The sequence below is a fragment of the Ruminiclostridium hungatei genome (genome assembly GCF_002051585.1).
GTDB classification, from domain to species: domain Bacteria; phylum Bacillota; class Clostridia; order Acetivibrionales; family DSM-1351; genus Ruminiclostridium; species Ruminiclostridium hungatei.
Genome location: NZ_MZGX01000028.1, coordinates 17,165 through 43,001, shown reverse-complemented (window position 1 = coordinate 43,001; position 25,837 = coordinate 17,165). Strand labels below are relative to the sequence as shown.

26 protein-coding genes are annotated in these 25,837 nt (G+C 41.5%); 23 read left to right on the top strand and 3 right to left on the bottom strand.

The window, feature by feature from the left end; translation table 11 throughout:
* Positions 1-45: 45 nt before the first annotated feature.
* From fliK to CLHUN_RS18030, 9 genes are all read left to right on the top strand, one after another.
* Positions 46-1,965 carry a flagellar hook-length control protein FliK gene (gene fliK / locus CLHUN_RS18070; RefSeq protein ID WP_080066028.1) on the top strand — a complete coding sequence of 640 codons (1,920 nt, stop codon included), beginning with the start codon at positions 46-48 and terminating at the stop codon, positions 1,963-1,965.
* Positions 1,966-1,994: 29 nt separating this feature from the next.
* Entirely contained in the window at positions 1,995-2,276 is a 282-nt protein-coding gene (locus tag CLHUN_RS18065; RefSeq protein ID WP_165755793.1) for an EscU/YscU/HrcU family type III secretion system export apparatus switch protein, read from the top strand.
* 223 nt (positions 2,277-2,499) lie between these two features.
* Positions 2,500-2,880 (top strand): YraN family protein, encoded by a 381-nt coding sequence (locus CLHUN_RS18060; protein ID WP_080066026.1) that lies wholly within the window; start codon positions 2,500-2,502, stop codon positions 2,878-2,880.
* Between the two features lie 63 nt (positions 2,881-2,943).
* Positions 2,944-3,879, top strand: coding sequence for a dipeptidase (locus tag CLHUN_RS18055; protein ID WP_080066025.1), 936 nt, complete (start codon positions 2,944-2,946; stop codon positions 3,877-3,879).
* A 407-nt stretch (positions 3,880-4,286) separates the two neighbouring features.
* Positions 4,287-5,567, top strand: coding sequence for an aspartate aminotransferase type Ic (locus tag CLHUN_RS18050; protein ID WP_080066024.1), 1,281 nt, complete (start codon positions 4,287-4,289; stop codon positions 5,565-5,567).
* Between the two features lie 325 nt (positions 5,568-5,892).
* A complete protein-coding gene (gene purB / locus CLHUN_RS18045) occupies positions 5,893-7,320 on the top strand; it encodes an adenylosuccinate lyase (protein WP_080066023.1) in 1,428 nt (475 codons plus the stop codon).
* A 157-nt stretch (positions 7,321-7,477) separates the two neighbouring features.
* A complete protein-coding gene (locus CLHUN_RS18040) occupies positions 7,478-8,218 on the top strand; it encodes a GntR family transcriptional regulator (protein WP_080066022.1) in 741 nt (246 codons plus the stop codon).
* A 170-nt stretch (positions 8,219-8,388) separates the two neighbouring features.
* Positions 8,389-9,522 (top strand): serine hydrolase, encoded by a 1,134-nt coding sequence (locus CLHUN_RS18035; protein WP_080066021.1) that lies wholly within the window; start codon positions 8,389-8,391, stop codon positions 9,520-9,522.
* 123 nt (positions 9,523-9,645) lie between these two features.
* Positions 9,646-10,290 (top strand): DedA family protein, encoded by a 645-nt coding sequence (locus CLHUN_RS18030; protein WP_080066020.1) that lies wholly within the window; start codon positions 9,646-9,648, stop codon positions 10,288-10,290.
* Between the two features lie 11 nt (positions 10,291-10,301).
* On the opposite strand, the gene CLHUN_RS18025 is transcribed toward CLHUN_RS18030, so the two are convergent.
* Entirely contained in the window at positions 10,302-10,667 is a 366-nt protein-coding gene (locus tag CLHUN_RS18025; RefSeq protein WP_080066019.1) for a metal-dependent transcriptional regulator, read from the bottom strand.
* Between the two features lie 262 nt (positions 10,668-10,929).
* Here CLHUN_RS18025 and CLHUN_RS18020 point away from each other — a divergent pair, with 262 nt between their 5' ends.
* The 4 genes from CLHUN_RS18020 to CLHUN_RS18005 all read left to right on the top strand — a co-directional run bounded on the left by CLHUN_RS18020 (position 10,930) and on the right by CLHUN_RS18005 (position 13,763).
* Positions 10,930-11,139, top strand: coding sequence for a FeoA family protein (locus CLHUN_RS18020; RefSeq protein WP_080066018.1), 210 nt, complete (start codon positions 10,930-10,932; stop codon positions 11,137-11,139).
* Between the two features lie 12 nt (positions 11,140-11,151).
* On the top strand, positions 11,152-11,373 hold the full coding sequence (locus CLHUN_RS18015) for a FeoA family protein (protein WP_080066017.1): 222 nt from the start codon (positions 11,152-11,154) through the stop codon (positions 11,371-11,373).
* 62 nt (positions 11,374-11,435) lie between these two features.
* Positions 11,436-13,604: a ferrous iron transport protein B gene (gene feoB / locus CLHUN_RS18010; RefSeq protein ID WP_080066016.1), complete on the top strand. Its 2,169-nt coding sequence runs from the start codon at positions 11,436-11,438 to the stop codon at positions 13,602-13,604.
* Between the two features lie 12 nt (positions 13,605-13,616).
* The gene (locus CLHUN_RS18005) at positions 13,617-13,763 is read left to right on the top strand and encodes a FeoB-associated Cys-rich membrane protein (protein WP_080066015.1); all 147 of its coding nucleotides are present in this window, start codon (positions 13,617-13,619) and stop codon (positions 13,761-13,763) included.
* Positions 13,764-13,867: 104 nt separating this feature from the next.
* On the opposite strand, the gene CLHUN_RS18000 is transcribed toward CLHUN_RS18005, so the two are convergent.
* Positions 13,868-14,476, bottom strand: a complete 609-nt coding sequence (locus CLHUN_RS18000) for a CAP domain-containing protein (protein ID WP_080066014.1) — start codon at positions 14,474-14,476, stop codon at positions 13,868-13,870.
* Positions 14,477-14,761: 285 nt separating this feature from the next.
* Between CLHUN_RS18000 and CLHUN_RS17995 the strand changes: the two genes are divergently transcribed.
* The 8 genes from CLHUN_RS17995 (at position 14,762) to CLHUN_RS17960 (ending at position 22,352) form a co-directional block, all read left to right on the top strand.
* A complete protein-coding gene (locus CLHUN_RS17995) occupies positions 14,762-15,403 on the top strand; it encodes a DedA family protein (RefSeq protein ID WP_080066013.1) in 642 nt (213 codons plus the stop codon).
* A gap of 194 nt (positions 15,404-15,597) precedes the next feature.
* Positions 15,598-16,422, top strand: coding sequence for a TerC family protein (locus CLHUN_RS17990; RefSeq protein ID WP_080066012.1), 825 nt, complete (start codon positions 15,598-15,600; stop codon positions 16,420-16,422).
* An 89-nt stretch (positions 16,423-16,511) separates the two neighbouring features.
* The gene (locus tag CLHUN_RS17985) at positions 16,512-17,474 is read left to right on the top strand and encodes an RCC1 domain-containing protein (RefSeq protein WP_080066011.1); all 963 of its coding nucleotides are present in this window, start codon (positions 16,512-16,514) and stop codon (positions 17,472-17,474) included.
* Between the two features lie 229 nt (positions 17,475-17,703).
* The gene (locus CLHUN_RS17980; protein ID WP_080066010.1) at positions 17,704-17,982 is read left to right on the top strand and encodes an autorepressor SdpR family transcription factor; all 279 of its coding nucleotides are present in this window, start codon (positions 17,704-17,706) and stop codon (positions 17,980-17,982) included.
* The gene (locus CLHUN_RS17975; protein WP_080066009.1) at positions 17,979-18,572 is read left to right on the top strand and encodes an SdpI family protein; all 594 of its coding nucleotides are present in this window, start codon (positions 17,979-17,981) and stop codon (positions 18,570-18,572) included. Before CLHUN_RS17980 ends, CLHUN_RS17975 begins: the two co-directional genes overlap by 4 nt.
* 128 nt (positions 18,573-18,700) lie before the next feature.
* Positions 18,701-19,153: a hypothetical protein gene (locus tag CLHUN_RS17970; RefSeq protein WP_080066008.1), complete on the top strand. Its 453-nt coding sequence runs from the start codon at positions 18,701-18,703 to the stop codon at positions 19,151-19,153.
* A 296-nt stretch (positions 19,154-19,449) separates the two neighbouring features.
* Positions 19,450-20,970 carry a nitrogenase component 1 gene (locus tag CLHUN_RS17965; protein WP_080066007.1) on the top strand — a complete coding sequence of 507 codons (1,521 nt, stop codon included), beginning with the start codon at positions 19,450-19,452 and terminating at the stop codon, positions 20,968-20,970.
* 38 nt (positions 20,971-21,008) lie between these two features.
* Entirely contained in the window at positions 21,009-22,352 is a 1,344-nt protein-coding gene (locus CLHUN_RS17960) for a nitrogenase component 1 (protein ID WP_080066006.1), read from the top strand.
* A 137-nt stretch (positions 22,353-22,489) separates the two neighbouring features.
* Here CLHUN_RS17960 and CLHUN_RS17955 read toward each other — a convergent pair whose 3' ends face one another.
* A complete protein-coding gene (locus CLHUN_RS17955; RefSeq protein WP_080066071.1) occupies positions 22,490-24,244 on the bottom strand; it encodes a glycosyl hydrolase in 1,755 nt (584 codons plus the stop codon).
* A gap of 315 nt (positions 24,245-24,559) precedes the next feature.
* On the opposite strand from CLHUN_RS17955, the gene CLHUN_RS17950 reads away from it, so the two are divergent.
* Positions 24,560-25,420: an EamA family transporter gene (locus CLHUN_RS17950; RefSeq protein WP_080066005.1), complete on the top strand. Its 861-nt coding sequence runs from the start codon at positions 24,560-24,562 to the stop codon at positions 25,418-25,420.
* Positions 25,421-25,525: 105 nt separating this feature from the next.
* Positions 25,526-25,828: a hypothetical protein gene (locus CLHUN_RS17945; RefSeq protein WP_080066004.1), complete on the top strand. Its 303-nt coding sequence runs from the start codon at positions 25,526-25,528 to the stop codon at positions 25,826-25,828.
* The last annotated feature ends 9 nt before the right edge of the window (positions 25,829-25,837 follow it).

Here is a 25,837-nt window from a genome sequence, read left to right as displayed (position 1 = left end):
ATCATAAGTATTGCGGTACTTGAGAATGGAAATGAGGTGAAGCCTTTGCGAATAGACGGATTTGTACCAACAGCAGCCGGTACGGCAAACGGCACTTCGGATATAGTGAGCAGACTGAAGCCGGGAGACAATATAAGAGTGCAGCTTCTTGAGAATTCAGGAAATGATTTGACTTTAAGGCTTTCTGACGGCACCGTCCTGTCTGCTGCTGCAAATGGGCCGGTTGAAGCTGCCGAAGGAGAATTTGTCAATCTCACCTTCAAAGGTACAATTGACGGCAAACCTGCTTTTGAGGTTTCGGAGAAGGCTCTTTTGCCCCAGGGGGACAAGGTGCTTGAAAATGTTAAAAATCAGCTTGTCTCACTGAAGCTTCCGCTGTCTGAACAGAATATCCGGATTGCCCTGGCACTGACAGAGCAAAATGTGAACTTGACGGCGGAAAGTATGGAAAAAATGACAGGATTGCTGAAAAGTGATCCCAGTCTTAAAGCAGATACGGCAGCATTTCTCACAGCCTCCAGACTTTCAGACGATGCCAACAGCATAGATAAGCTTAAAAGTCTTCTGGCGGGAAGACTGAAGCTTGGAGAAGATATTTCCCGGCTTGTGAAACTCCTGGAAACTCAAGCCAGGGAAAACTCCGGACAGGCTTCCCAGTCGCATCAACTGCCCGAACTGGCCAAGCTGGTGCAAAAGGTGGCAGCCCGGCTTGCGGGCGACGGCAGCATGGCCGGTTCACTTCCGGGTTCTGCTGCCGCACCTGGGAAGATAGCTGATATTGCGGGAGGGGCTGCCGGGACAGAAATAAAAACCGGAAATAATGCACCGGACGGCGGTGCTGCCGCCCTAAAAAACAACAGCGGCAATAGCGTCAATGTGAGTGGCAGGGGGGGCATGGCAGAAGTTTTTCAAGACAATAAATTAAATACTGCCGGGTCTGCTCAGACTGCACAAGCTGCCCAAGGCACGCAACCTGCCAAAACTGATCAGCCTGCTGAAGTGTCAGCTACTGCTCAAGCTTCGGCTGCTGTGCAAGCCGAACAGACTGCACAGGGGGCAAAAAGTGTCCCTGACGAGGCCGTGCCTGCTGCCAATACCGAAAAAGGTACTATCCGGCAGCCTTTGGCCAATACGCCAGGTTCAATACCTGTTGATATACAGCTAACGGATGAAGTCATAAAAAAACAGGCAGCTACTCTGCTGCGCATGCTTAAAGGAGAAGCCCCCCCCGGCGAAAGCGATTTTACTCTATTAAAGGCCTTTGACAGGGAGCTGGTATTGCTTATGAACTCAGGCAAGCTGTCTCTGGAAGAAATGAAGACCGCCGGACAGCTTGCGGGAGAGAAAAGAGTCTTTGAAGCTGCCGTGCACGGTCTGACCAACCTGCATATCAGAGTCTCGGAAGCCAGTGATGAAATCAATCCTGTAAGGCTTTATAAAGAGATGGACAGTTTGCTGCACATATTAAAAAACGGTCTGCCTCAACTGCCTCAAACAATGCGTGAAGCCGCAGCAGCAGTTGTCAGCAATCTGGAAAGCAATATTAATTTTATAAACCAACTGAACAATTACAGTTCCTATGTGCAGCTTCCACTGAGCATATTTGACCGGAATACCACCGGTGAACTGTATATGCTGAAAAAGGGTTCCAAAAATAAAAAGCTCGATCCCGAAAATATGACTGTACTCATTTCTCTGGATACGGATAATCTGGGCAGGGTAGATACATTGTTGAGCGTGAGCAGAAGAAATATAAGCACTAATTTCAGACTTGAAAACAGTGAGGTTTTCCCCTTGCTCAGGGACAATCATAAAATGCTTTACAACAGCCTCCTGGAAAAGGGCTTCAGACTGGTGGACTATACATACCGCCTTATGGACGAGCCAATAAGCATAGTTAATTTTGAAACTGAAGCAAAAAAGGAATTTCTCAAAAGTTCAAGCAGTATAGACATAACTATTTAAAACAAGGCTGGTGGGTTATGCAGGACAAAATGAAAAACAGAAAAGCTGTAAGGCACGCTGCAGCCCTTCAATATTCTCCCGAAACAGATGCGGCTCCCCGAGTGGTGGCCACCGGCAAAGGAATTGTGGCTGAAAAGATTATTGAAAAGGCCATTGAAGCAGATGTTCCGGTATATCAGAATACAAGCCTGGCAAAAACACTGTCGTCCCTTGGAATCGGAGATCAGATACCACCGGAAATATATGAGGTTGTAGCTGAAATCCTCATTTTTATAGGCAGTGTTGATAAAAGCTACCGGGATGACCTATAGTACAGCATTCGGTAAATCCTGGCACATAATTTGGGTATATTTTTTTGAACAACATTGTTGTTCTTGATTGGAGTAAAAGAAATTATTCCGCACTCCTCCGCCTTGTATTTCCCAAAAATCTCCTCCAAATTTATGCACCCTATTTATGGAATGCTGTACCAGAGTAAGGAAAATCCTGTCTTAAATCCGATAGTAAGTGGTTTATAAAGGCAAAGGTGGATATATGTCCGGAATGTACACTGTCAGGCTTGGAGCCGCAGGTGAGGAAAAAGCAGCAGAATATCTTCTTCATAACCATTATGCAATTCTTAACAGGAACTTCAGAATAAGCCGCCTGGGTGAAATAGACATTATTGCACGGGATGCGGAATATATTTGTTTTATAGAGGTTAAAACCAGGCGATCAAAAACCTATGGGACTCCCGGGGAAGCTGTTATAGCTTCAAAACAGAACAGGATACGGAAAATTGCAGCCATTTATCTGGGGCGCAATCACGCCTTCAACATGTGTGTGCGGTTTGATGTCATTGAGATAATATTTTCCGGGACAAATGGCTCAAATTACGTTATAAATAGTATAAATCATATTAAAAATGCATATTGAACAAATATATTTTCTTTCGCCTGATTGAAAGCGTGCAGTCATTGATTTAAGGGAGGCTTGTTTATGCTGATTTTAGATGCTCATTGCGATACAATTACAACGATAATGAAGAGCGGGGAAGGCTTGCAAAAAAATAACTGCCATATAGATTTGACCAGGCTGAAGGAATTTGACAGCTACGTACAGTTCTTTGCAGCCTTCATTTCTCCTGAACATGCCAGAATGGGCGCTCTGCGCCGGACTTTAGACATCATTGACAAGTTGTATCAGGAAATCAATATAAATAAAAATGACATTATGTTATGTCGTAATTACATGGATATAACCAATGCCATTACCAATGGGAAAATAGCCGCAGTTTTGACTATTGAAGGCGGTGAAGCACTTGAAGGCAGCCTGCCGTCACTGAGGATGCTCTATGAGCTGGGTGTGAGGGGAATCACACTTACCTGGAATTACAGAAATCAGCTTGCAGACGGGGTACTTGACGGAATATCGGGTGGAGGACTTACTCCCTTCGGGCGTGAGGTGGTAGGGGAAATGAACAGGCTGAGGATGCTGGTTGATGTCTCCCACTTATCTGAAGTCGGTTTCTGGGATGTCATTAACCTGTCGAAATCACCTGTAATTGCATCGCATTCAAATTCCAAAAAGCTCTGCTCCCATGCCAGGAATCTCACAGACCGGCAACTGCTGGCTCTGAAGCAGATCGGGGGAGTTACAGGTCTGAATTTATATCCATTGTTCCTCACTGACAGCGGAAAAGCAAATATCAAGGATGCAGTTTCTCATATAGAGTATATTGTCTCCCTTACAGGAGAGGATACCCTGGGGCTTGGCTCGGATTTTGACGGGATTGACTGTGCGCCGGACGGACTTGAAGGAGTGCAGTTCTATCCGGTGCTCCTGAACGAGCTGCTTAAGCTCAACTATAGCGAAGCGCTGGTAAAGAAGATAGCCGGTGATAACTTTCTCAGGGTGATAAAAGAAGTACTTTAATAAACATACAAATTGCGTTGACGGCCTGCCTGCCTGAACTATCGGGAGGGCGGGCCTTTTTTATAACTTTTTAGTTTTCCCAAATAACTGCAGCTTAATAATCGGATTCCTGCATAATTCTGTGTGCCAAAATAAATAATTCAAGCGTCAAATATTATTTTGAATAAATAAAACAATAAACTTGCAAACGGTGATGATATATATTAATATTATTCTAGTGGTTTGTAACATCTGAAACGTATATTGTCCGGCGAGGAAAATCTTCTCGGGTCTAGGCGGAGGAGGGCGGAATAATTGCTTTATTCCAACTGACGACAACGACGTCCCGGGGGAATTTAACCGCCGGCAATGTATGAATTTAGATGTTACAAACCACCCGGTTAGACTGTGTTTGAGAGGAGACAATAATGAACAAATATAGTGCATTATCAAAAAACGAACTTCAAAGTGAAATTGAAAAACTTGAAAAAAGATATAACGGATATAAAGAGCAAAAGCTAAAGCTTGATATGACAAGAGGCAAACCTTGCTCCCAGCAGTTGGACATGAGCACCGAAATGCTTGAAATTCCGGCAAAAGAGCTCCGAAAGGCTGCTGACGGCACCGACACCTTCAATTATGGAGTTCTTGACGGACTGCCTGAAGCCAAGGCACTTTTTGCAGAAATGCTTGAAGTGGACAAAAGTGAAATAATCATAGGCGGAAACTCCAGCCTGAACCTGATGTATGACGCTGTTGGCAGAGCCATGTCACTTGGAATTCTGGGGGGAACTCCCTGGTCAAAGCTGGACAAGGTCAGGTTCTTGTGTCCAAGTCCCGGATATGACCGCCACTTTGCAATATGTGAACTTTTTGGAATTGAAATGGTGATTGTTGACATGAAACCGGACGGTCCGGATATGGATACCGTTGAAAAGCTTGTTTCTGAAGACGATAGCATAAAAGGCATCTGGTGTGTTCCAAAGTACAGCAACCCTGACGGAATTACCTATTCCGACCAGGTAGTCGACAGAATGGCAGCTTTGAAGCCCAAGGCCAAGGATTTCAGAATCTTCTGGGACAATGCTTACTGCGTGCATCATTTGTCGGATAAGCCTGACAGTTTAAAAAACATTTTGGCTGCCTGTAAGTCTGCCGGCAATGAAAACATGGTTTACATGTTCAGCTCAACCTCCAAAATCAGTTTCCCGGGCGCCGGTATATCCATGATGGCGGCAAGTGCAGAAAATCTTAACAGCATAAGAAAAAGCATGACTATTCAGACCATAGGCCACGACAAAATCAACCAGCTCAGGCATGTAAAGTACTTTAAGGATATTGACGGTATCAGCGCACATATGAAAAAACATGCAGATATTCTTAAACCCAAGTTTGACCTGGTGCTTGAAATCCTGGAAACCGAACTGGGTGGAAAGGATATAGCTTCGTGGAACAAGCCCAACGGCGGATATTTTGTAAGTCTCAACACTCTTGACAACTGTGCGAAGGAAGTTGAAAAGCTTTCTCTGGACGCAGGAGTGGTCCTTACAAAAGCAGGAGCCACCTATCCTTATGGTAAGGACCCACGGGACAGGAATATAAGAATAGCGCCAACCATGCCTCCCGCAGAGGAGCTGAAAAAGGCCATAGAAATACTCTGCATCAGCGTTCAGTTGGTTTCGGCCAAAAAAATGCTTGCAGCAATGTAACCGTGAAAATCCTATAAATTTTTTGTAAATACCTTGAACCTATAAGCGATTAAGCATATAATTTTACATGAGTTAGAAAGTATCCTGAGGAATTGTAGAAAATCATTTCTTTCTTGTGCATTCTAATATTCATAAATGTCTAAAGCGGGATTTTATCCCGCACTTTTTTTGCAGTATTTTAATCCGAACATTTTTATTTTTTTTAATGCAAACATTCGGGTTTTATTGTATAATAGCAATTGACAAAAATCTGTCCAAATGATTTTAAAACTATTTTGTTTACGTGTAATGCTTGATTGCGTTCACGCAGATGGGAGATCAGATGATGAAAAATGTTTATGAAAGTCCTTTTAATGCAAGATATGCCAGCAGTGAAATGCAGCAGATATTTTCGCCCGACATGAAGTTCAGGACATGGAGAAAGCTTTGGATAGCCCTGGCTGAAGCCGAAAAGGAACTGGGTCTTAACATTACCGATGCTCAAATCCAACAGTTAAAGAACATGAAGGATGATATCAATTATGAAGCAGCCGAACAATACGAAAAACAGTTCAGACATGATGTCATGTCCCATGTGCATGCATATGGAGAGCAGTGTCCGGATGCAAAGGCGATTATCCATCTTGGTGCCACCTCCTGCTATGTAGGTGACAATACAGATATTATAGTTATGACAGAGGCATTGAAGCTGGTTAAGAGCAAAATGCTTGTTCTTATAAAAAAACTTTCTGATTTTGCAATGGAATATAAAGATATGCCCACTCTGGGTTTTACGCACTATCAGCCTGCACAGCTTGTAACAGTTGGCAAAAGAGCAACCCTCTGGATTCAGGAGCTCCTTATGGATATGGAGGATCTTGAGCATACCATAAACAATATGAAGCTTTTGGGCTCCAAAGGTACAACTGGCACCCAGGCAAGCTTTTTGAACCTCTTTGACGGCGACCATGAAAAAGTAAAAAAACTGGAGCAGCTTATTGCGGATAAAATGGGCTATAGGACTGTTTTTGCCGTATCAGGCCAGACATATCCCAGAAAGCTTGACAGCAGAGTTCTGAACGTACTTAGCGGAATAGCCCAGAGCGCTTATAAATTCAGCAATGACATGAGACTGCTCCAGAGCATGAAGGAAATGGAAGAGCCCTTTGAGGAAAAGCAGATTGGTTCTTCTGCAATGGCCTACAAAAGGAATCCAATGCGATGTGAAAGAATCTCTTCTCTTGCCAGATACGTTATAGTGGATGCGCTTAATCCTGCAATTACAGCATCCACCCAATGGTTTGAAAGAACCCTGGATGATTCCGCAAATAAGAGAATTTCTGTTCCTGAGGCCTTCCTGGCAATTGATGCCATCCTTAACATTTACATCAATGTTTCCAGCGGCTTTGTAGTTTATCCAAAGGTCATCAACAAGCATGTCATGGATGAGCTTCCGTTTATGGCCACTGAAAACATAATGATGGAGGCTGTCAAACACGGCGGTGACAGGCAGGAGCTTCATGAACAGATAAGAAAGCACTCCATGGATGCCGGAAAACGTGTCAAGGTTGACGGCGAGTCCAATGATCTTATTGAGAGGATAGCAGCCGACCCGTTGTTTGGCATGTCGCTGGAGGCTATTCAGTCGGTACTTGATCCAAAGAATTATATAGGCAGAAGTCCCGAGCAGGTGGTTGAATTTGTTGAAAACGAAGTTAAGCCTGTTCTTGCCGGAGCTGACGTTTCCGACGTGAAGGTTGAGCTGAAAGTGTAGCCTGGATATAAAATAGACCAGTAATACTATTGAAGTTAATTTTATTTGTTTGCTATAATATGAGATAGGATGATGTATTGACATCCTATCTTTTTTTATAAAACAAAAGAGACGTGTAGCGGGTTTAACAATACTTAAGCCGGAATGGAGAGAACCTATGATAAACAAGTTCAGCAGTATACCCTTGTATCTGCAGTTAAAAGACTTGATAATTAAAAAAATCGAAAGCAATGAATATGCTCCGAATACTCAAATCCCCTCCGAACAGGATCTCTGCCAGATGTATGACATATCCAGGCCTACGGTAAGACAGGCTATAGCAGAGCTGACAAACAGCGGCTTTCTTTATAAGGAAAAGGGAAAGGGAACTTTTGTATATGGACGCAAGAATGTAATAGATGTGAAAAATTATACTGGTTTTACTGATTCCATTTTGGATTGTCAGGCTCCCTCTGAAAAAAATATAATTGATATATCTGAAATAGAAAGCTCTTCCGTTGAGCTTTTAAACAGGATATTCAACTATAACAGCAGTATGCCCCTGGCAGTGATTACATATCTGTCCTGCATAAACAATCAGGCAAAAGACGTGTACTCACTAAACAAGTCTTATATACCCATGAATCTTTTCCCTGATATTATCCATCAGTTAAAAAGCGGAAAATCCTCTATAGATATTCTCAGGGGCAAATATCCTTTAATTCCGGACAAGAGCAAAAGCATCCTGGAAATAATTTTTGCAGACAACAATGATTCACCATTATTGCGCGTTCAGCCTGGACAACCGCTTATAAAGCTGCAGAACACCCTTTTTTCCAAAAGCGGCCAGGCGGTTGAATATATTTATTCAAAGTACAGGGCGGATAATTGCAGGCTTATGTTTGAAAACAGCAAATAGCTGAAAAAAGGCCGCTGACAGGCCGGTAACGGAAATACCGCCATATGTGAGGCTGAATTAATAAAATATTAATGAAAATGTATTTGAATCTACAGTATCAATAGTGGTAAAATTAGATGCTGTTGTACTACTATATCAGACAGCGTGTGTTTTACTATACAGGAGGCAAAATGTCCAAATATCATTTTAAAAACCAAAGGATGTACAGGAGAAGACGTACACTTGTTGCAGTCATATCTGTACTGTCTGTGTTGGCAATCGTTATGGCAGCATACCTGCTTTTAAACAGCGATAGTATTACCGGAGTAAAAAGCCCCTGGGACTCAGGTCAACCCGCCGGCAGTTCTGCGGGTTCCTCACTGCCGGGTACCGATTCCGGAAATACTGCTTCAGGCTCGTCATCAGTATCCGGCGATTCCACACAGTCACCTGCGGACACTACCGCTGCTGCTCCGGGTTCACAATCCGGCAACAAAGGTGTTACTACTGCACAGCACGGCTATCTGCCGGAGTTTGGAACTGTTGAAAAGAGCGGAAAGATGGACGAATTGAAAAAGCTTATAACTGATTATACGTCAAAACTTTCAGGAAAATACGGTGTAACTTATATAGATTTGGCAACAGGTGAAATGGTAAATGTCAATGATCAGATTGAATATATTGCAGCCAGTACGTCAAAGCTTCCCATTAATATGGTGCTTTTTAAGGATATAGAGGCAGGGAAGGTCACATTTGACGAAAAACTTGTTTACAAGCAGGAGGATATGGAACCGGGAACGGGAATTATTCAGTCTTCTGCTTATGGTACTGAATATACTGTACGCAAAACCTCTGAGCTTTCCATAAAAAAGAGCGATAATTGCGGCGTCAATATGATAATCCGCAGGGTAGGCATAGAAAATGTCCGCCAGTATCTTGTGGACTTGGGGGGCAAGGTCTATTACGGAAAAACTCACCGCTCATGTCCTTATGACATGGCACTTGTAGCCAAAGACCTGTATATTCATTATTTGAATAATGAGACTGTCTTCGGTGAGCTGATAAACAACATGGAAAATACTAACTGGAGTGACCGTATAGATGCCAAGCTGCCCCAAGAGGTAAAGGTGGCTCATAAAATCGGAAATCAGACTAAAACGGCTAATGACGTGGGTATTGTATTTGCAAAGCACCCGTATGTGCTTTCCGTTATGACCGATAATGTGGATTTTGGAACAGCCTGCAATAATATTGCCGGGCTTTCCAAAAAAATATATGAATTTCAGGAAGCTTATGCAGCAAATATGCCTGTACAGGCACAGTAAGAGCTTTGCCCTTTCTGCAGCCCATTTCTATTATACTGAAATGGGCTGTTTTTTCAGACATAAATTATAAAACAGGGTATAATAGGATGCAGATAAAAAACAAAGGAAGAAGGTAAAAAGTAAATGGAGGATTTTATACTCAATTCTATACACAGCATAGTCAATGGCAATCCTGTAGTTACTTATATTTTCTTCTTCCTGTCAGGTGTCCTGCAACTGGTATTCCCTCCATATCCGTCGGATGTAATAATAATATTCGAAGGCTACGTCACAACTGTGGGAACGCATTTTTATTTTTTGCCTGTACTTTTGGTTTCAGTTATTGGAAGTCTTATGGGCTCAGTATTGGTGTACTGGTTTGGATATAAAAAAGGTGATGAAGTACTCCGGTATAAGCTTGTCTTGAAATACATCGATGAAAAGCATATAAAAAGATCTGAAAAGGTCTTTCATAAATATGGAAAGTACGGTTTGATACTCAGTAAATTCATACCCGGGACCAGCTCCATAATGGTACTGTTTTCAGGGGTATTCAAAGTAAAGAAGAGGATATACTTTACCTATATCATACTGTCCATATTCCTGCAGCAAATCATCTATCTTTTTATCGGAAGGGTCATCGGCAACAATATTGATGGAGTTAAAAGATTCCTGTCTATATTCAACCTGGCATCACTTGTGGTTCTTGGATGTATCATAGTGATAGGATTTATTATATATAAATCCAGGAAGGCGAGAAAAAAGTCATCAAATTCTTCTTTGCAATAAAAAAAACAGCCTTACAGGCTGTTTACGTATTTTTTAATTTTTTCAAAGCTTTCTTCACTTATGACATGCTCAATCCTGCAGGCATCCTCGGAAGCAGTTTCCATGGAGACTCCAAGGGCGCTGACCAGATAGGTGGTTATCAATTGATGACGTTCATACACATCTTTTGCCTTGTGCAGGCCTTTTTCAGTCAAAATAATCTGGCCCTCACCATCAATAACTATATATTCAGATTTTTTTAAAATGCTCATGGCACGGCTGATACTGGCTTTGGTATAACCCAGTTTCCTTGCTATGTCTATTGAGCGGACCGAACCGGTTTCATTCTGAAGCAATAGAATGGTTTCCAAATAATCTTCTCCTGATTCGTGAATCATCGCCAGCCTCCTGATTGGAATTATATATCAATTAATTATAGTATATGTAAATAGAATTATCAACAACTGAATAAGCAGCAAGGATTTATTATCATGAACTGGTAAAATATATATTGACAGGACAGGTTAGCTATAGTAAACTATTAGTGAAAGTTAGCTCGTGCTAACTGTATTTTTGCTTTCAAAGTTAGCTAAATCTAACTTGGTATGATTACATAATATGGCCGTTATATGGCTGTTGAAAATAAGGGGGGTTTTAAATATGCCGCTTACATTTGCAAAAACAGGAGAAGAAAACTATATAAAAAAAATTCTTGGCAAGGATGATACCAAAAGATTCCTTGAAAGCCTGGGGTTTGTCGTAGGAGGAAGTGTTACAGTGGTTTCGGAACTGGGAGGCAATATGATTCTCAGCGTTAAGAATTCAAGAGTGGCTCTGGACAAATCCATGGCAAGCAGAATTGTTATTTAATCGGAGGTTAATATGAAAACTCTTAAAACCGCAAATACTGGTGAAAGTGTGACGGTTATCAAACTTGAAGGAGAAGGGGCCACCAAAAGAAGGATAATGGATATGGGAATCACAAAAGGTTCTACGGTGGTTGTAAGAAAAGTTGCACCTTTGGGAGATCCAATTGAAATTACAGTGAGAGGCTATGAATTGTCCTTAAGGAAAGCCGACGCTGAAAAAATTATAGTGGAATAACCGGATTTAATTATTTTTAAGCTTTAGTTAGCTTATGCTAACAAGAGATGGGGGAACTTACAATGGCAATAAAAATAGCTCTTGCAGGAAATCCGAACTGCGGAAAAACTACAATGTTTAATGAATTGACAGGAAGCTCACAATATGTGGGGAACTGGCCCGGTGTTACTGTAGAAAAAAAAGAGGGCAAACTCAAGGGAAATAAGGACGTAATTATAATGGATCTTCCCGGTATTTACTCCCTGTCCCCGTATACCCTTGAAGAGGTAATCACCAGAAACTATCTGCTGGATGAAAAGCCCGATGCTATAATCAATATAGTTGATGCTTCAAATATAGAGAGAAATCTTTATTTGACTACCCAGATAGTTGAAATAGGTATTCCTACAATTGTTGCATTAAATATGATGGATGTAGTTGAAAAAAACGGTGACAAGATTAATACTGCTCAGCTTTCAAAGGAATTGGGCTGCATGGTTGTTGAAACCTCCGCAGTAAAGGGGACGGGTCTCAGGGATTTGATCGGAAAAGCCCTGGAAATTGCAAAAAGCGGGGAGAAGACTGTTGCCCGGCACAAATTCGACGATGAAGTCGAAGCTGCAGTGGGCACAATCGGAGAGCTTGTTCAAGCCCGGATAGCTGACGGTTCGGAGCTTAAATGGTACTCTGTAAAGTTTTTTGAAAGAGATGAAAAGGTAAGGGAGAAGTTAAAGCTGGATGACGGCTTGGCTGCTGAAATCGAAGGTGTCATCAAAAATTGTGAAGAAAAGCTTGATGACGATTCTGAAAGTATCATAACAAATGAAAGATACAATTATATAAGCAAGGTAATTCAAAAGAGCTATAAAAAAAGCGGCAGGGGAATGACCACCTCTGACAGGATTGACAGGGTTGTTACCAACAGGTGGCTGGCCTTGCCCATATTCTTCGGTATTTTATGGATTATATACTATATTTCGATTACCTCTGTGGGCGATATGACCATAGGCTGGGTTGAAAGCTTCTTCGGATGGATTCAGGGAGGCGTTGAGACCGGACTTACCAGCCTGGGAGCCTCGGAATGGGCTCTGGACCTTATAGTAAACGGTATTGTAGGCAGTATATCTGCAATATTTATTTACGTACCTCAATTGATGATATTGTTCCTGTTCCTGTCTCTGCTTGAAGACAGCGGATATATGGCCAGAGTTGCGTTTATTATGGACAGGATATTCAGAAAATTCGGGCTTTCAGGCAAATCCTTTATTCCAATGCTTATTGGAACAGGTTGTTCAATTCCCGGAATAATGGCAAGCAGAACCATTGAAAATGAAAAAGACAGAAAAATGACCATTATGCTTACACCTTTTATTCCATGCGGTGCCAAGCTTCCTGTTTTTGCAATGTTCATTGCAATGATGTTCCCGGGAGAATCCTGGGTAGGGCCTTCCATATATATGATTTCAATATGTATGGTAATTGTTTCGGGTATTATCCTGAAGAGAACAAAAAGATTTGCCGGAGAACCTGCTCCCTTCGTTATGGAATTGCCTAACTACAAGCTTCCAAGATTCAAGGGTGTGGCAATTCACATGTGGGAAAAGGCCAAATCTTTTGTAAAAAAAGCCGGTACTGTTATATTTGTAGCTTGTACTGCACTCTGGATCATGCAGAACTTCAGCTTCACACTTAGTTATGTGGGAGCAGACAGGATTGACGAAAGCATGCTTGCCACCATCGGCCATGCGGTTCGCTGGGTGTTTATGCCGCTTGGCTTTGGCGACAGTTGGGCACCGGTTGTTGCATCCCTTACCGGACTCGTTGCAAAAGAGGTCGTTGTTGCCACTTTTGCTTCCGTTGGTTCGGCTGTACCAATATCCTTCACCCAGGTATCAGCTTTCGCATTTATGATGTTTACACTGTTTGCCGCACCTTGCTTTGCTGCCATCGGTTCAATGAAGAAGGAATTCGGAAGCTGGAAATCAACACTGTTTGCCGTGTCCTACCAAACCGGTTTTGCCTATATTTGTGCGTTTCTTGTTAATACCATAGGAAGCTTTATATTCAGGGGTACTTCGGCAGTTAAGCCTAAGGTGCTTGATATATCACTTATGGAGTCTTCTTCAGAAAATGCGGTAGTAAATGGAGATATTGTTTTGATTGTCTTTGGTGCATTGATTGTTGTAGCTCTTATTATCGGAATTTCCGGTAAATTCAGAAGCAGCAAGAAATACGCCGAGCTATCCCGCTAGGAGGCGTTGTTTATGATTGATTTTATTTTAGTTGGTGCCGTGTGTGTAGTTCTGTTTTTTGCCATAAGAAAAATTGTTAAGAATCAGAAAAAGGGCAGCAGTTGCTGCGGCTGTTCCGGCTGTGAAAAATCTGAAAGCTGCGAAGCTTCAGGAAAATAGAAAATGACAAAACAAGAGCAGTGTCACCATGGTGACACTGCTCTTGTTTTAATCATCACTGCTTAATTCAGTTATGAATTAAATCTTGCCGATACATTAACTCGTTACTTTAAAGGCTTTGTAAACATCTGAGTCCAATACTTTACCCCTGTACCGGATTTTGCAAGGCCCACGCCTATATTGGTGTAGGTAGCGCTCAGTATGTTGGCCCTGTGTCCCGGAGAATTCATCCAGCCCTGCATAACCTCTGCAGGCGTCCTTTGGCCATAGGCGATATTTTCACCGGCGGAAGAGAACCTGATTCCAAAACTCTCCATCATTTTAAACGGTGACCCGTAAGTTGGAGAAGTATGGGAAAAGTACCGCTTGTTTATCATATCCTGGCTTTTGATTCTTGCAACCTTGCATATCTGTGCGTTTAATGTGAGTGTCTGAAGCCCTCTTTTAGACCTTTCAACATTAACAAGCCTCGCCACTTCCTTCTCATAATCGGTTATACTGCCCTGGTCGGGAAGTGTGACCTTTTGCCCGGGCTTAATTGCAGAAGAATTTTTCAACTGGGGGTTGCAGGCTTTTAATTTGCTTATAGTTGTATCGTATTTTGCAGCAATTCCCGAGAGGGTATCTCCCTGCTTACAAGTATAAGATCTTGCAAAAACCCCGACTGTCAACAAACTGAAAACCAATGCCGTTATAATGAATAACCTTTTCAAATAAATCACCTCATTGCTATTATTTGATTAACTGAAAATAATATGACCAACAATTTCTTTAAAAAAATGAAATTTTATACTTCAAGTTAACATATAATTAACATTCAGCCGATTGACAAAGCCATATATATCATATTACAATGTTCATACGTCGGAAAAACAGCTTTTCTTGAGAAATCTTTTGAAAGACATGTCTTAAATTATTCTTGATAAAAAGTAAATCTGGAAATAATAATGATTAAGAAAAGAAAAATGCACAGGATATATTAATTATACGGAGGAATAATGGACATAATTTATACCCTGATTGACATCATAGTTAATCTGGACAATCACCTGACGGATTTGATTCAAAAATTCGGAGGTTTCACATATGTTATTTTGTTTTTGATTATATTCTGTGAGACCGGGCTGTTCATGGCACCGTTTCTGCCGGGCGATTCCCTTATATTTGTTGTGGGAGCCTTATCTGCTTCGGGAGCAATGAATATATGGCTGATTGCAGCAGTGCTGATTGCAGCAGCAATTATAGGCGATACGGTAAATTACCATATAGGCAAGTATCTTGGGCCGAAAATATTCAGAAAGCAAAATGTAAAATTCCTTAATGTAAAGCATCTGGACAAAGCACATGAATTCTACACCAGGCATGGAGGAAAAACAGTAATCCTGGCAAGGTTCATTCCAGTTATCAGAACCTTTGCTCCTTTTGTGGCAGGCATGGGCAGCATGCGTTACGGAAAGTTCATTCTTTATAACATTGCAGGCGGGATTTCCTGGGTTGGCATCTGTATTACCGCAGGCTACTTTTTTGGCAACATACCAGCGGTAAGTGAAAATTTCACACTGGTTATACTTGCCATTGTAGCTATTTCACTGCTGCCGGTTGTTATAACCTGGATAAAAGGCAGAAAGCAATCTGAATAAACTTAAATTCAACAGAGGGAGTAACGGTCTGCAGCAGCAGAGGATTATCCGTCATTACGGCATTTAGGCCCGGTTATCCTTAATTCGTGAGACTCTGAGACAAAACCTGTGGTTTTGTCTCAGAGTCTTTTTGTATTATGAGCTTATTTACGGGTCTTTATAAAATAAAACACATATATTACGGAGGTACATTTATGTCAACAAAAAAAGCACTTCTTTGGGTAGCATTCTGGATAGGACTGGCCCTGCTCTTTAATGTTGGGGTATACCTGTTCATGGGCCAAGAGAAGGCTCTGGAGTTTCTGGGAGGCTTTGTTATTGAAAAAAGCTTGAGCGTGGATAATTTATTCCTTTTCATTATGGTTTTCAGCAGCTTTGGAATAAAGCCGCAGTATCAAAGGAGGGTTTTGAATTACGGAATTGCAGGTGCTCTTATACTAAGGCTGATTTTTGTGTTGCTGGGAGTTACTATTGTTAACAGATTTCACTGGATGCTCTACATTTTTGGTGCAATTCTTATAATCAGCGGCATAAAAATGATGTTTGGGCAGGAGAGCAGCAATGTGAAGGACAGTAAAATCCTGAAGGTGCTGGGGAAGATCATACCTGTAAGCGACAGTATGGAGGGAGACAGGTTCTTTGTAAGAAAGAAGAACATTTTGTATGCCACTCCATTATTTGCAGTTTTAATACTTATTGAATTTACCGACATTATTTTTGCAGTGGATTCCATTCCGGCAATATTTTCAATTACAACCGACCCGTTTATTGTATATACCTCAAACATTTTTGCAATTCTGGGACTCAGAAGCATGTATTTCGTGCTGGGTAATCTTCACGAAAAGTTTAAATATGTCAAATATGGTGTGGCATTGATTCTTACCTTTACAGGTATTAAGCTGCTACTTTTGATGGTACACATAAAAATACCTGTTGAGCTTTCATTGGCGGTCATAATTACAATCCTTGCAGCAAGCATTCTGGCCTCGGTTTTAATAAACAGAAAAACGAAAGTTTAAAGAAATTATACCATTTTTATATAAAAATATTGTCAAAAAAGGTAATTTACTTTAGAATATCCTTACAAATATTATTTTTGGAGGACTAAATGAAGAAACATTTGCAGAAACATATTAAAAGATTCACCATCCTTGCCAGCGCAGTCATACTGATATTGTCCATGTCGGGCAGTATCTTTGCAGCGGCTGCTAAAATTAGCTATACCAGCATCATGGGCGGCAGTAATGATATTTATTTCACTGCATCTGACGGAAAGGTGTATAAAAGCCAATACAACAAAACCGAGCTGCTGCAGATAAAGGAGCTGACCAACGTAAAAATGGCTTCATCCGATATGTATTATGGCTTGTGGGCCTTAAGCAAATCAGGGGAGGTTAATTATTACGAGCAGGATTATGAAATACCAAACAAGTATACGCTGAAGAAAAAGATTGAAAATTTAACCAAGGTGGGTTCAATAAGCGTTGGCTCTGAAGGAATCTACGCTCTTAAAACAGATGGTACGGTTTGGGGCGTGGGCAACAATCTTAAGGCTTTTGAAGTCAAAGGTCTGAAAGATGTTGTGAGCATTTCCATGAGGGATTTTGACGCCATTGCATTAAAAAAGGACGGTACTGTCTGGCAGTGGTGCGATAAGCAGTTGATTGCTGATTTTGTAGACCAGAAAAAACCGCAGCAGGTGCAGGGCCTGAAGAATGCAGTGCAGGTTTCCGCAGGAGCCGATTGCGGACTGGCACTGCTTAAGGACAATACTGTGTGGCAGTGGAGCTTTAATTCCGATTCTGCCAAGAAGCCTGTAAAAATCACGGGCTTCACTGGAATCAAGCAGATTGAGGCCGGAAGAATGACGGGCTATGCACTTGACGGTAAGGGTGATGTATGGGAGTGGAAGTACAATTCTGAAAAGATAAAGCCAGCAAAAGTAAAGGGCTTAAGCAGTATCACCAAGATAGCGGCCAGTGGAAAGGATGCCTATGACGGTTTTTCCACCGGATATCTTGGGTCACTGGATAAAAATAACAAGCTTAAGTTCATTTATCCTGAATATTAAATCATAGGTTCTTTATAAAATAAGTAACGGCTGTGTCCGTTCAGTTTATGAAAACAACCCGACTGCCTGTATTTCCAAATCACCGGCGCCGGGTTGTTTTTGTATCATGAAATTCTATAAAACTTTAAATTTAAAATTTTTGAAATACTTGATATTAGTGCAGGAATGTAATAATATAAATATATAGCTAAATAGTTATATGTTTATAAGAAGTAGTTGAGGTGATAGCTTGAACAGAACATTTAAAGCACTGAGCGACCCCACAAGAAGGGAAATACTGAAGCTCCTGTCAATGGGGGATATGTCGGCAAATGAAATCGTGCAGCACTTCAGCATGTCTCAGCCCTCTATCTCAAAGCACCTTGAGATATTGAAGCTGGCCGAACTGGTAACTGCCGAAAAGAAGGGGCAATTTGTAATATATTCAATAAACCTTTCGGTTTTGCAAAGTGTGCTCGGAGGATTTCTTGGGTTTTTTGAGAATGGAAAAGGAGAGAATCAACTATGAAAAATTCAAAAGTGAACCTGTTAAATATTTTCTTTTTTGCTGTATCCGTATTAATCATCATCACAGGTATATTTTCCGGTGATAATGCTATAGCCGAGGCGGTAATTCCCGCCGTTATACTTATAGCATTAGTTGTCATTGACATAAAAGCACCTGCAATCACCAGGCTGTCGGAGGAAAACCCAAAGGTTAAAACTTTTCGCCTGGCTAACAGAATAGCTGCTTTTGTAATTCTGCTGATTGTAATAACAGTAAGGTTTAAACTGTTGGACGGAAAACTTTCCGACACTGCTGCAGAACAATTGAAGGTGGCTGCAATCTCAGTATTCATGCTGGTTTTTGGCAATCTTGCACCTAAGATACCCTTTAACAGATATCTTGGTTTAAGGCTTCCATGGACGGTCAGGGATGAAGCTACCTGGAGGCTGGCCCACAAGCTGGTGGGCTATACTGCTTTCCCATTGGCTGTTATTCAGTTTGTCCTTTCATTCTTTATCAAAGCTGAGACTGTAGTGCCTGTCTGCATTTTACTCTGGGTGGCAATACCGGGCCTGTATTCAGGTTGGTATTTCTATAAAAAGTTCAATTAAAAATAGTTAAGCTATCTTGTTTTTTTGCCTGTCTTTCAGATTTATTTTTTTTAAAGCAAACAATTTGTTTCGTGTTATGTCAACTTTACATATTATATAACATGATATTTTTTCCGGGAGCGTAATTTATGGCTAGATATGGCAAAAAAAGAAAGAATAAAAAGTCATCGGTCAATAAACATGATGCTTCTTTAAAGGGTGATTTCAAACAGCAGGTCAGCGGGCAGGCATATGAGAATAATGAATATGACGGGGATTTGAGAAAGCACAAAAAGAAGTGTAAGGGAAAAAAGTTGACCTATTGGGAAGCGGCAATACTTTTTCTGCTTTTAAAGGAAAACGGTGTGCTGGATGAATTGCTGGAGTCCGAGGAATTCAATGAGTTTGGTGAATTCAAGGAATTCAAGGAATTTAAGGAGTCTAAAGAGTTTAAGGAAAAAGATGAATATAAGGAATTTGATACTTCCTCAAAATTCAAAAAGGCCGAAGCACAGCCTGATAAGGAAGATGACCAGGAAAACGAATATTCCGGTAAAAACAAGGTAAGTCAGTTTGATTTTGATTATTTTGCCGAAGATTGATTGATTTGATTTTTTAACCAAATTTTGGATTTACAAAGAATAAAGTATATGATAATATAAGCATATTAAATATATATGCATAGTATATTTGACGGACGGACAATAATTTGTCCCAATTTCTACAATATAATAGTGATTTTTTACTGAGAATACTAATTATAAAATGTTGACTGAAGATATCAGAGACTGTTTTAAGTATGTAAATGCTTATTGACAGTCTTTTTTTATTTGAAGCTTTTAAAACTTTGAATTTTGAATTGCAGACCTGAAAATTGAAAAATAACCGGAGGAATTTTATGAAAAGAATCAATTTAGCAGCAACAGCGGTTGAAAGCCGGGAACAGAGACTGGGAACAATAATCGGCTGGGACGGTAATGCCGACACTCTGGCGAATGCGTCCGGCTATGCCAGGAATTGTACCCAAAGGAGCGGAAAAACTTGTGAGCTATGCGAAGTAAGAGGACCCTTTACCCAGGGCTCTGTGTGCAGTGAACAAATGGTTGAATGTCAGGCAGGGAATGTAAGGGATGCCGTACTTATACAGCATTCACCCATAGGCTGTGCCGTCAGTCAGACCATATACAATTCTATTTACAGGAATGGACTGTCCATAAGGAATCTGCCTGTTGAAAACCTGAGAATAGTATCTACAAACCTGCTGGAAAAGGATATGGTGTTTGGAGGCCTGGATAAGTTGAAACAAACCCTGGAAGATGTCTGGGACAGATATAAGCCCAAGGCTGTTTTCATCGGCACCTCCTGTGCGACAGGAATAATCGGCGATGATATAGACAGTGTTGCCGCCCAGTATACTGAAAAGCTTGGGATTCCTGTAGTGCCCCTTCACTGTGAAGGCTTCCGTTCAAAGCATTGGAGTACAGGCTTTGATTCCACCCAGCATGGTATATTAAGGGATATTGTCAGAAAGCAGCCAAAAAAGCAGGAGGATCTGGTCAACGTTATTAATCTATGGGGCTCGGATGTTTTTACCCCTATGCTTAAGGAATTGAATCTGCGTGTAAATTATGTTATTGATATGGCAACAGTAGAGGACCTGGCGCAAATGTCGGAAGCTGTGGCCACAGTTGGTTTCTGCAATACGCTCTCCTCATATCTTGCCCAGGGCTTGGAGCAGAATTTCGGTGTGCCGGAATTGAAGGCTCCTCAGCCATACGGCTTTGCTGGCACGGATGCATGGATAAGGGGACTTGCGAAACTTACAAACCGCGAAGAGCTGGCTGAAAGCTATATTGCAAGGGAGCATGCACGGGTGAAACCGCTCATAGAAGATGTAAAAACCAAATTAAAAGGCAAAAAGGGCTATGTTGCCACAGGCTCCGCATATTCCCACGGCCTTATCTCAGTAATGAGAGAACTGGGCATAGAGGTAAACGGCTCCTTGGTGTTTCACCATGATCCTGTATATGACAGTGAAGATCCGGCCCAGGATACTTTATCCTATCTTGTGGATAATTATGGGGATGTGGAAAGCTTCAGTGTCAGTAACAGGCAGCAGCACCAGTTTTATGCCCTTCTTAAAAAAGTCCAACCGGATTTTATACTTATACGCCATAATGGCCTTGCTCCGCTTGCTTCCCGGCTGGGAATACCCGCTGCCCCCCTGGGGGATGAACACATTGCAGTAGGCTATGACGGAATAGTCAACCTGGGCAATGCCATTCTGGGAATTCTCCAGCGCAAAAAATTTCATGAGGATCTTTCCAAGCATGTCAAGCTGCCTTATACAAAATGGTGGCTGGAGCAAACTGACCCGTACATAATTGCCAAAAATCCCGAACTGATATATCAGGATTAAAATGAGAATGAACAATTATTTCAAATGGAGGATATAAAATGTCTGTACTAGAAGAATTAAAAACTAATTCCATAAGCCGTCCCCGTTACGGCTGTGCAATCGGAGCCATGCACACTGCATCTGCAATTCCCCGTGTGGTGCCTATTACCCACTGCGGCCCGGGTTGTGCGGATAAGCAGTATGTAAGCCTGGCCTTTTACAACGGCTTTCAGGGAGGGGGCTATAGTGGCGGTGCTGTTCCGCCAAGTGCAAATATTTCGGAGAATGAAGTTGTGTTCGGTGGAGATGACCGGCTCAGAGAATTGATACAGGCTTCCACTAAAATTGTAGATGCCGACCTTTTTGTGGTGCTTACCGGCTGTATTCCAGATATTGTAGGTGATGACATACCTTCTGTGGTAGGTGAATTCCAAAGTAAGGGCGTACCTATTGTATATGCGGAAACCGGTGGTTTTCGAGGCAATAATCTGACAGGCCACGAAACTGTTATACGGGCAATAATAGAGCAGTATGTGGGGGACTATTCCGGAGATAAAACCAAAAACACAGTAAATGTATGGTCGGAAGTTCCATACCAGAATACATACTGGAGGGGTGATCTGAGCGAAATCAAACGGATTCTTGAGGGAATAGGGCTTAAGGTGAATATCCTGTTCGGGCATGATTCCAAGGGCATAAGTGAATGGCTGGATATTCCAAAGGCCGCTTTTAACCTGGTTATATCTCCCTGGGTAGGGAAGAGTGTCGCTGAATACTTGCAGGAGAAATACCAGCAGCCCTATCTTCACATACCTTCAATTCCAATAGGAGCTATTGAAACCTCTGATTTTCTGAGAAAGGTAACACAATTTGCAGTCCTTGACCAGGAAACCACCGAAGCCTTTATTAAGAAAGAGGAAAAAGAATACTACAAATACCTGGAGGACTTCTCGGACTTCTATTCTGAATACTGGTGGGGAGTACCGGCCAGATTTGCAGTTGTCAGTGACAGCATATATAATCTTTCCATAACCAAATTTCTGGTCAAGCAGCTGGGTCTGATTTCTGTCAAGCAAATTATTACCGAAAACACACCTGAAGAATTTAAAGAACAAATACGTGAAGATTTCAGAAATATCGATACTGATGTCAGCCTTGAGGTTGAATTCCTGGAAGACGGATATCTTATTGAAGAGTCTCTGCGTTCATCACCTGAAAAGCCTGCAATAATTTTCGGCACTACCTGGGACAGGGACATTGCACGGGAGCTTAAGGGAAATATTGTTGAAGTAGGCTTCCCATCCTCCTATGAGGTAGTTTTGTCCAGATCCTATGTTGGCTACAGAGGTGCATTGTCACTTATAGAAAAAATCTTTACGGTTGCAATAAGTGCCAGCGCATAAAATTTAAAATCCGGCTGTTAAAACAAGTGGCAGGATTATTTTAAAAAAGGCTGCACACCGGGGTAATATACCAGCAGGTGTGCAGCTCAATTTTAATTCATTGCTATTGTATATATTATTCTATATGTTTCTATATGTCATTCAATTGGAAATTTTGTAATAGTGCCCAGGAGTCTTTGCTTCATATATGCAAAATCAAGGGCATCTACCTGTCCATTTCCATCCACATCCGCATTTTTCATATTGATGGGAGTGGTATTTGTCAAAAGGTATGCTTTCATAAGTCCGAAATCAACGGCATCAAAGCTTCCGTCCAGATTGAGATCACCTGGTAAGCCTGTGGAGGGTGAAGACTGGTAAATATCATCAGGCAGTTCATCCAGCGTAAGTACATATGGGCTGTTGTATATGGTTTTTAGAAGTGTCGGATTGTTAAATCTTGTGCCGGTTATGAAATCACCATACCATGGACAGAAATACAACCACCAGGCTCCTTCATTTACTATGTTCTGAATATCAGGGATTACGTCATTTTCAGTCATTGCCACCATCTTGGTATCCTTTGTGTAGTTCACCAGGGTAAGGAATACCGAGGTTGCAGCGCTTGTGTTCCAGGTGTACGGTGAGCCCTCGTACTTGTCATAGGCCACTATATCCACATAGTTGTCTCCCGGATACCATTGAGCCGAATTAGTGTAACTGTAAAGGTTTACCTCCCAAATTACATTGTGAATGCCGTATTTCTCGGTAAGAGTGGTGTAAAGCAGTTTCCAGAGCTGCTTGTATACCTCAGAGCCGCCCGAACCCCACCAGAACCACGCACCGGAGCCATCAGTATTATTGTTGCCTTCTGCTTCGTGGAAAGGACGCAGAAGTATTGGTACATTTGCATCCTGAAGAAGTTTTAGCTGCTTTGCAAGATCGTCAATTGCCAGCATAAGATATGCATATTCCTTGGTGGACTTATCAAGGCAATTGGCAGTTTTAAAGCTTGCAGTAGGCTTGTATGTACATTTTGTCCAATCCAGTTTATCCCCTAATTTGTAGCTGGTAAAATCACTGGGCACATTGATATGCCAGGAGGCTGTTGCAATTCCTCCGCGCTCTTTTACCCACTGGATGATACGCTGGGTCGAGCCGTCCTCCCAGCCGTAAAGCGGATTGTAATTCATCAGGTCAAAGCCTCTGATTGCGGGATATTTTCCGGTTTTGTCATAAATATAGTTGAACTCAAGTTCCATATCACCGTTATTGCCGCCTCCGTAGATTTCCTGCTGGCCTGAAATAACGTGATTGCCATAGACACCGGTCAAGTATTTTTTAAGGGACTTTGTTTCTGAAGTCGCATTTGTATCGCAGGTAGCCGGATCAATGTCCAGATCAGTCATATCTGCGTAGTCAAATGTCACTGTGTCGTAAAGTATGAAGCCCCAGCTACCCGATGTTCCAATTTCAATTTTGGAAGTACCTGCTTTAAGAAAGAAATAGCCGAAGCTGTAGTCAATCCAGCCTCCTTTGTTTGGAATATAGTAGTTGCCCTGTGATACGCCATTTACACTTACAACCTGCATTCTAGTTTCACCAATATTGCCAAGATACATCCAGCAGCGGGTCGAAAGTTCATACATGGCGTTTTCCGGAACTGTAACCTCCAGGGTTATGGTTCCTGCATTGGTTGCCCATACAAAGCCGTCACCAGAATATCCCGGATAGCTGGTTCCGTAGACATTGGTGGCAACAGTGGCACCATTGCTGAGTTTGCAGGCTTCCGCTTCAACCTTTAGCGGCAGGGAAGCAGCAGCCTGTACTGAAACAGGCATGGATAAAAGAACAGAACATGCCAGTGCAAGCGCGGTCACTATTGAGACCGCTTTGCGGAAAAATTTTTTCATTGAAATACACCCCTCCAAATAATATTTTTCCTGATTTCCGTTTATGAAATAAACAGCAAGCTTGAGAATCAACACAAAATTCGCACCAAAGGTGCAATAATCTGATATTAAATTCCCAATTTACTTGAAATCAGTAAAATTATAACATTATTTGTATATTATTTCAATTTTACATTTGCATTTTGTAATATGACAGTTAAATCGCATTAAGAAAGGACCTTTACTTTAAATTTATATAAATCATATAGTTTCTTTATATTAAACAGGGGGTATGTTAAAATATAGATTAAAATCAAAGTGTAAGGAATGTTTCTTATGTGGATTGTATATGCTTTGGGGGCTGCATTGTTTGCAGGACTTACAGCCATTTTATCAAAATGCGGTATCAGAAACACGGACTCAAGTCTGGCTACGGCCTTAAGAACAATAATAGTACTTTTGTTCTCCTGGCTTATGGTATTTATTGTTGGTTCTCAGGCTTCTATCCCGGAAATCGGCAGTAACACATTATTGTTTTTGGTTTTGTCAGGACTTTCTACGGGAGCATCCTGGCTCTGCTATTTTAAAGCACTGCAGCTTGGCAATGTTAACAAGGTAACTCCCATTGACAAATCCAGCACCATCCTGACAATAATTCTGGCGTTTGTTTTTCTGGGTGAAAATATGACGGTTGTAAAGGCTGTGGCCATATTAGCCATTGGTACCGGTACATATCTTATGATTGAAAGGAAGGAAACAAATAAAACCGATCCTCAGAGTAATCTTTGGTTAGCATACGCAATTGGCTCGGCAGTTTTCGCCAGTTTGACCGCCATTCTTGGAAAAGTGGGGATTGAAGGGGTAGAGTCCAATCTTGGGACAGCTATCAGGACTATGGTGGTATTGATTATGGCATGGATTGTAGTTGTGGTGACTAAGAAGCAGAATACTCTGAAGCTCATTGATAGGAAAAGCTGGGTTTACCTTGTACTGTCCGGCTTTGCAACGGGGGGCTCCTGGCTGTGCTATTACAGAGCATTAAAGGACGGTCCGGCAAGTGTTGTTGTGCCCATAGACAAACTGAGTATTCTGGTTACAATTGCATTTTCCTATCTGTTTCTGAAGGAAAAACTTACGTTCAAAGCTACCATGGGCCTTGTTTTGATTTCAACAGGAACGCTGGCTTTGTTGCTATGAGCCGAAGCCGGGATATTTTTAAAATACAATCTGAGTCACTCTTCATAAAAACTCCATAATAATGTGCTATATTAATTCTGAACTTAATAAAAAGGGGGAATTAATATGAATTGTCACGGAAACCACAATAATAATCAAAACAAAAAACATAAAGGCCATATGTCTCACATGTTAATAATGGCACTTTGCTGCGGGGCTCCATTAATCCTTTTACTTGTGGTATCATTTTTAATAAATAACGGTGGTGCTGCCATTGCCAGGCCCTTGGCTGCAATAGCTCCCTTTATTTGTCCTGTTATGATGGTGTTTATGATTCCTATGATGCTTAAGGGGCATAAGAATAACAATGCTCAAAAGACCGTATGTCAGGCTGATGCAAGAACAGAGGAAAACACTCTGACTGAATAGATGTTAATA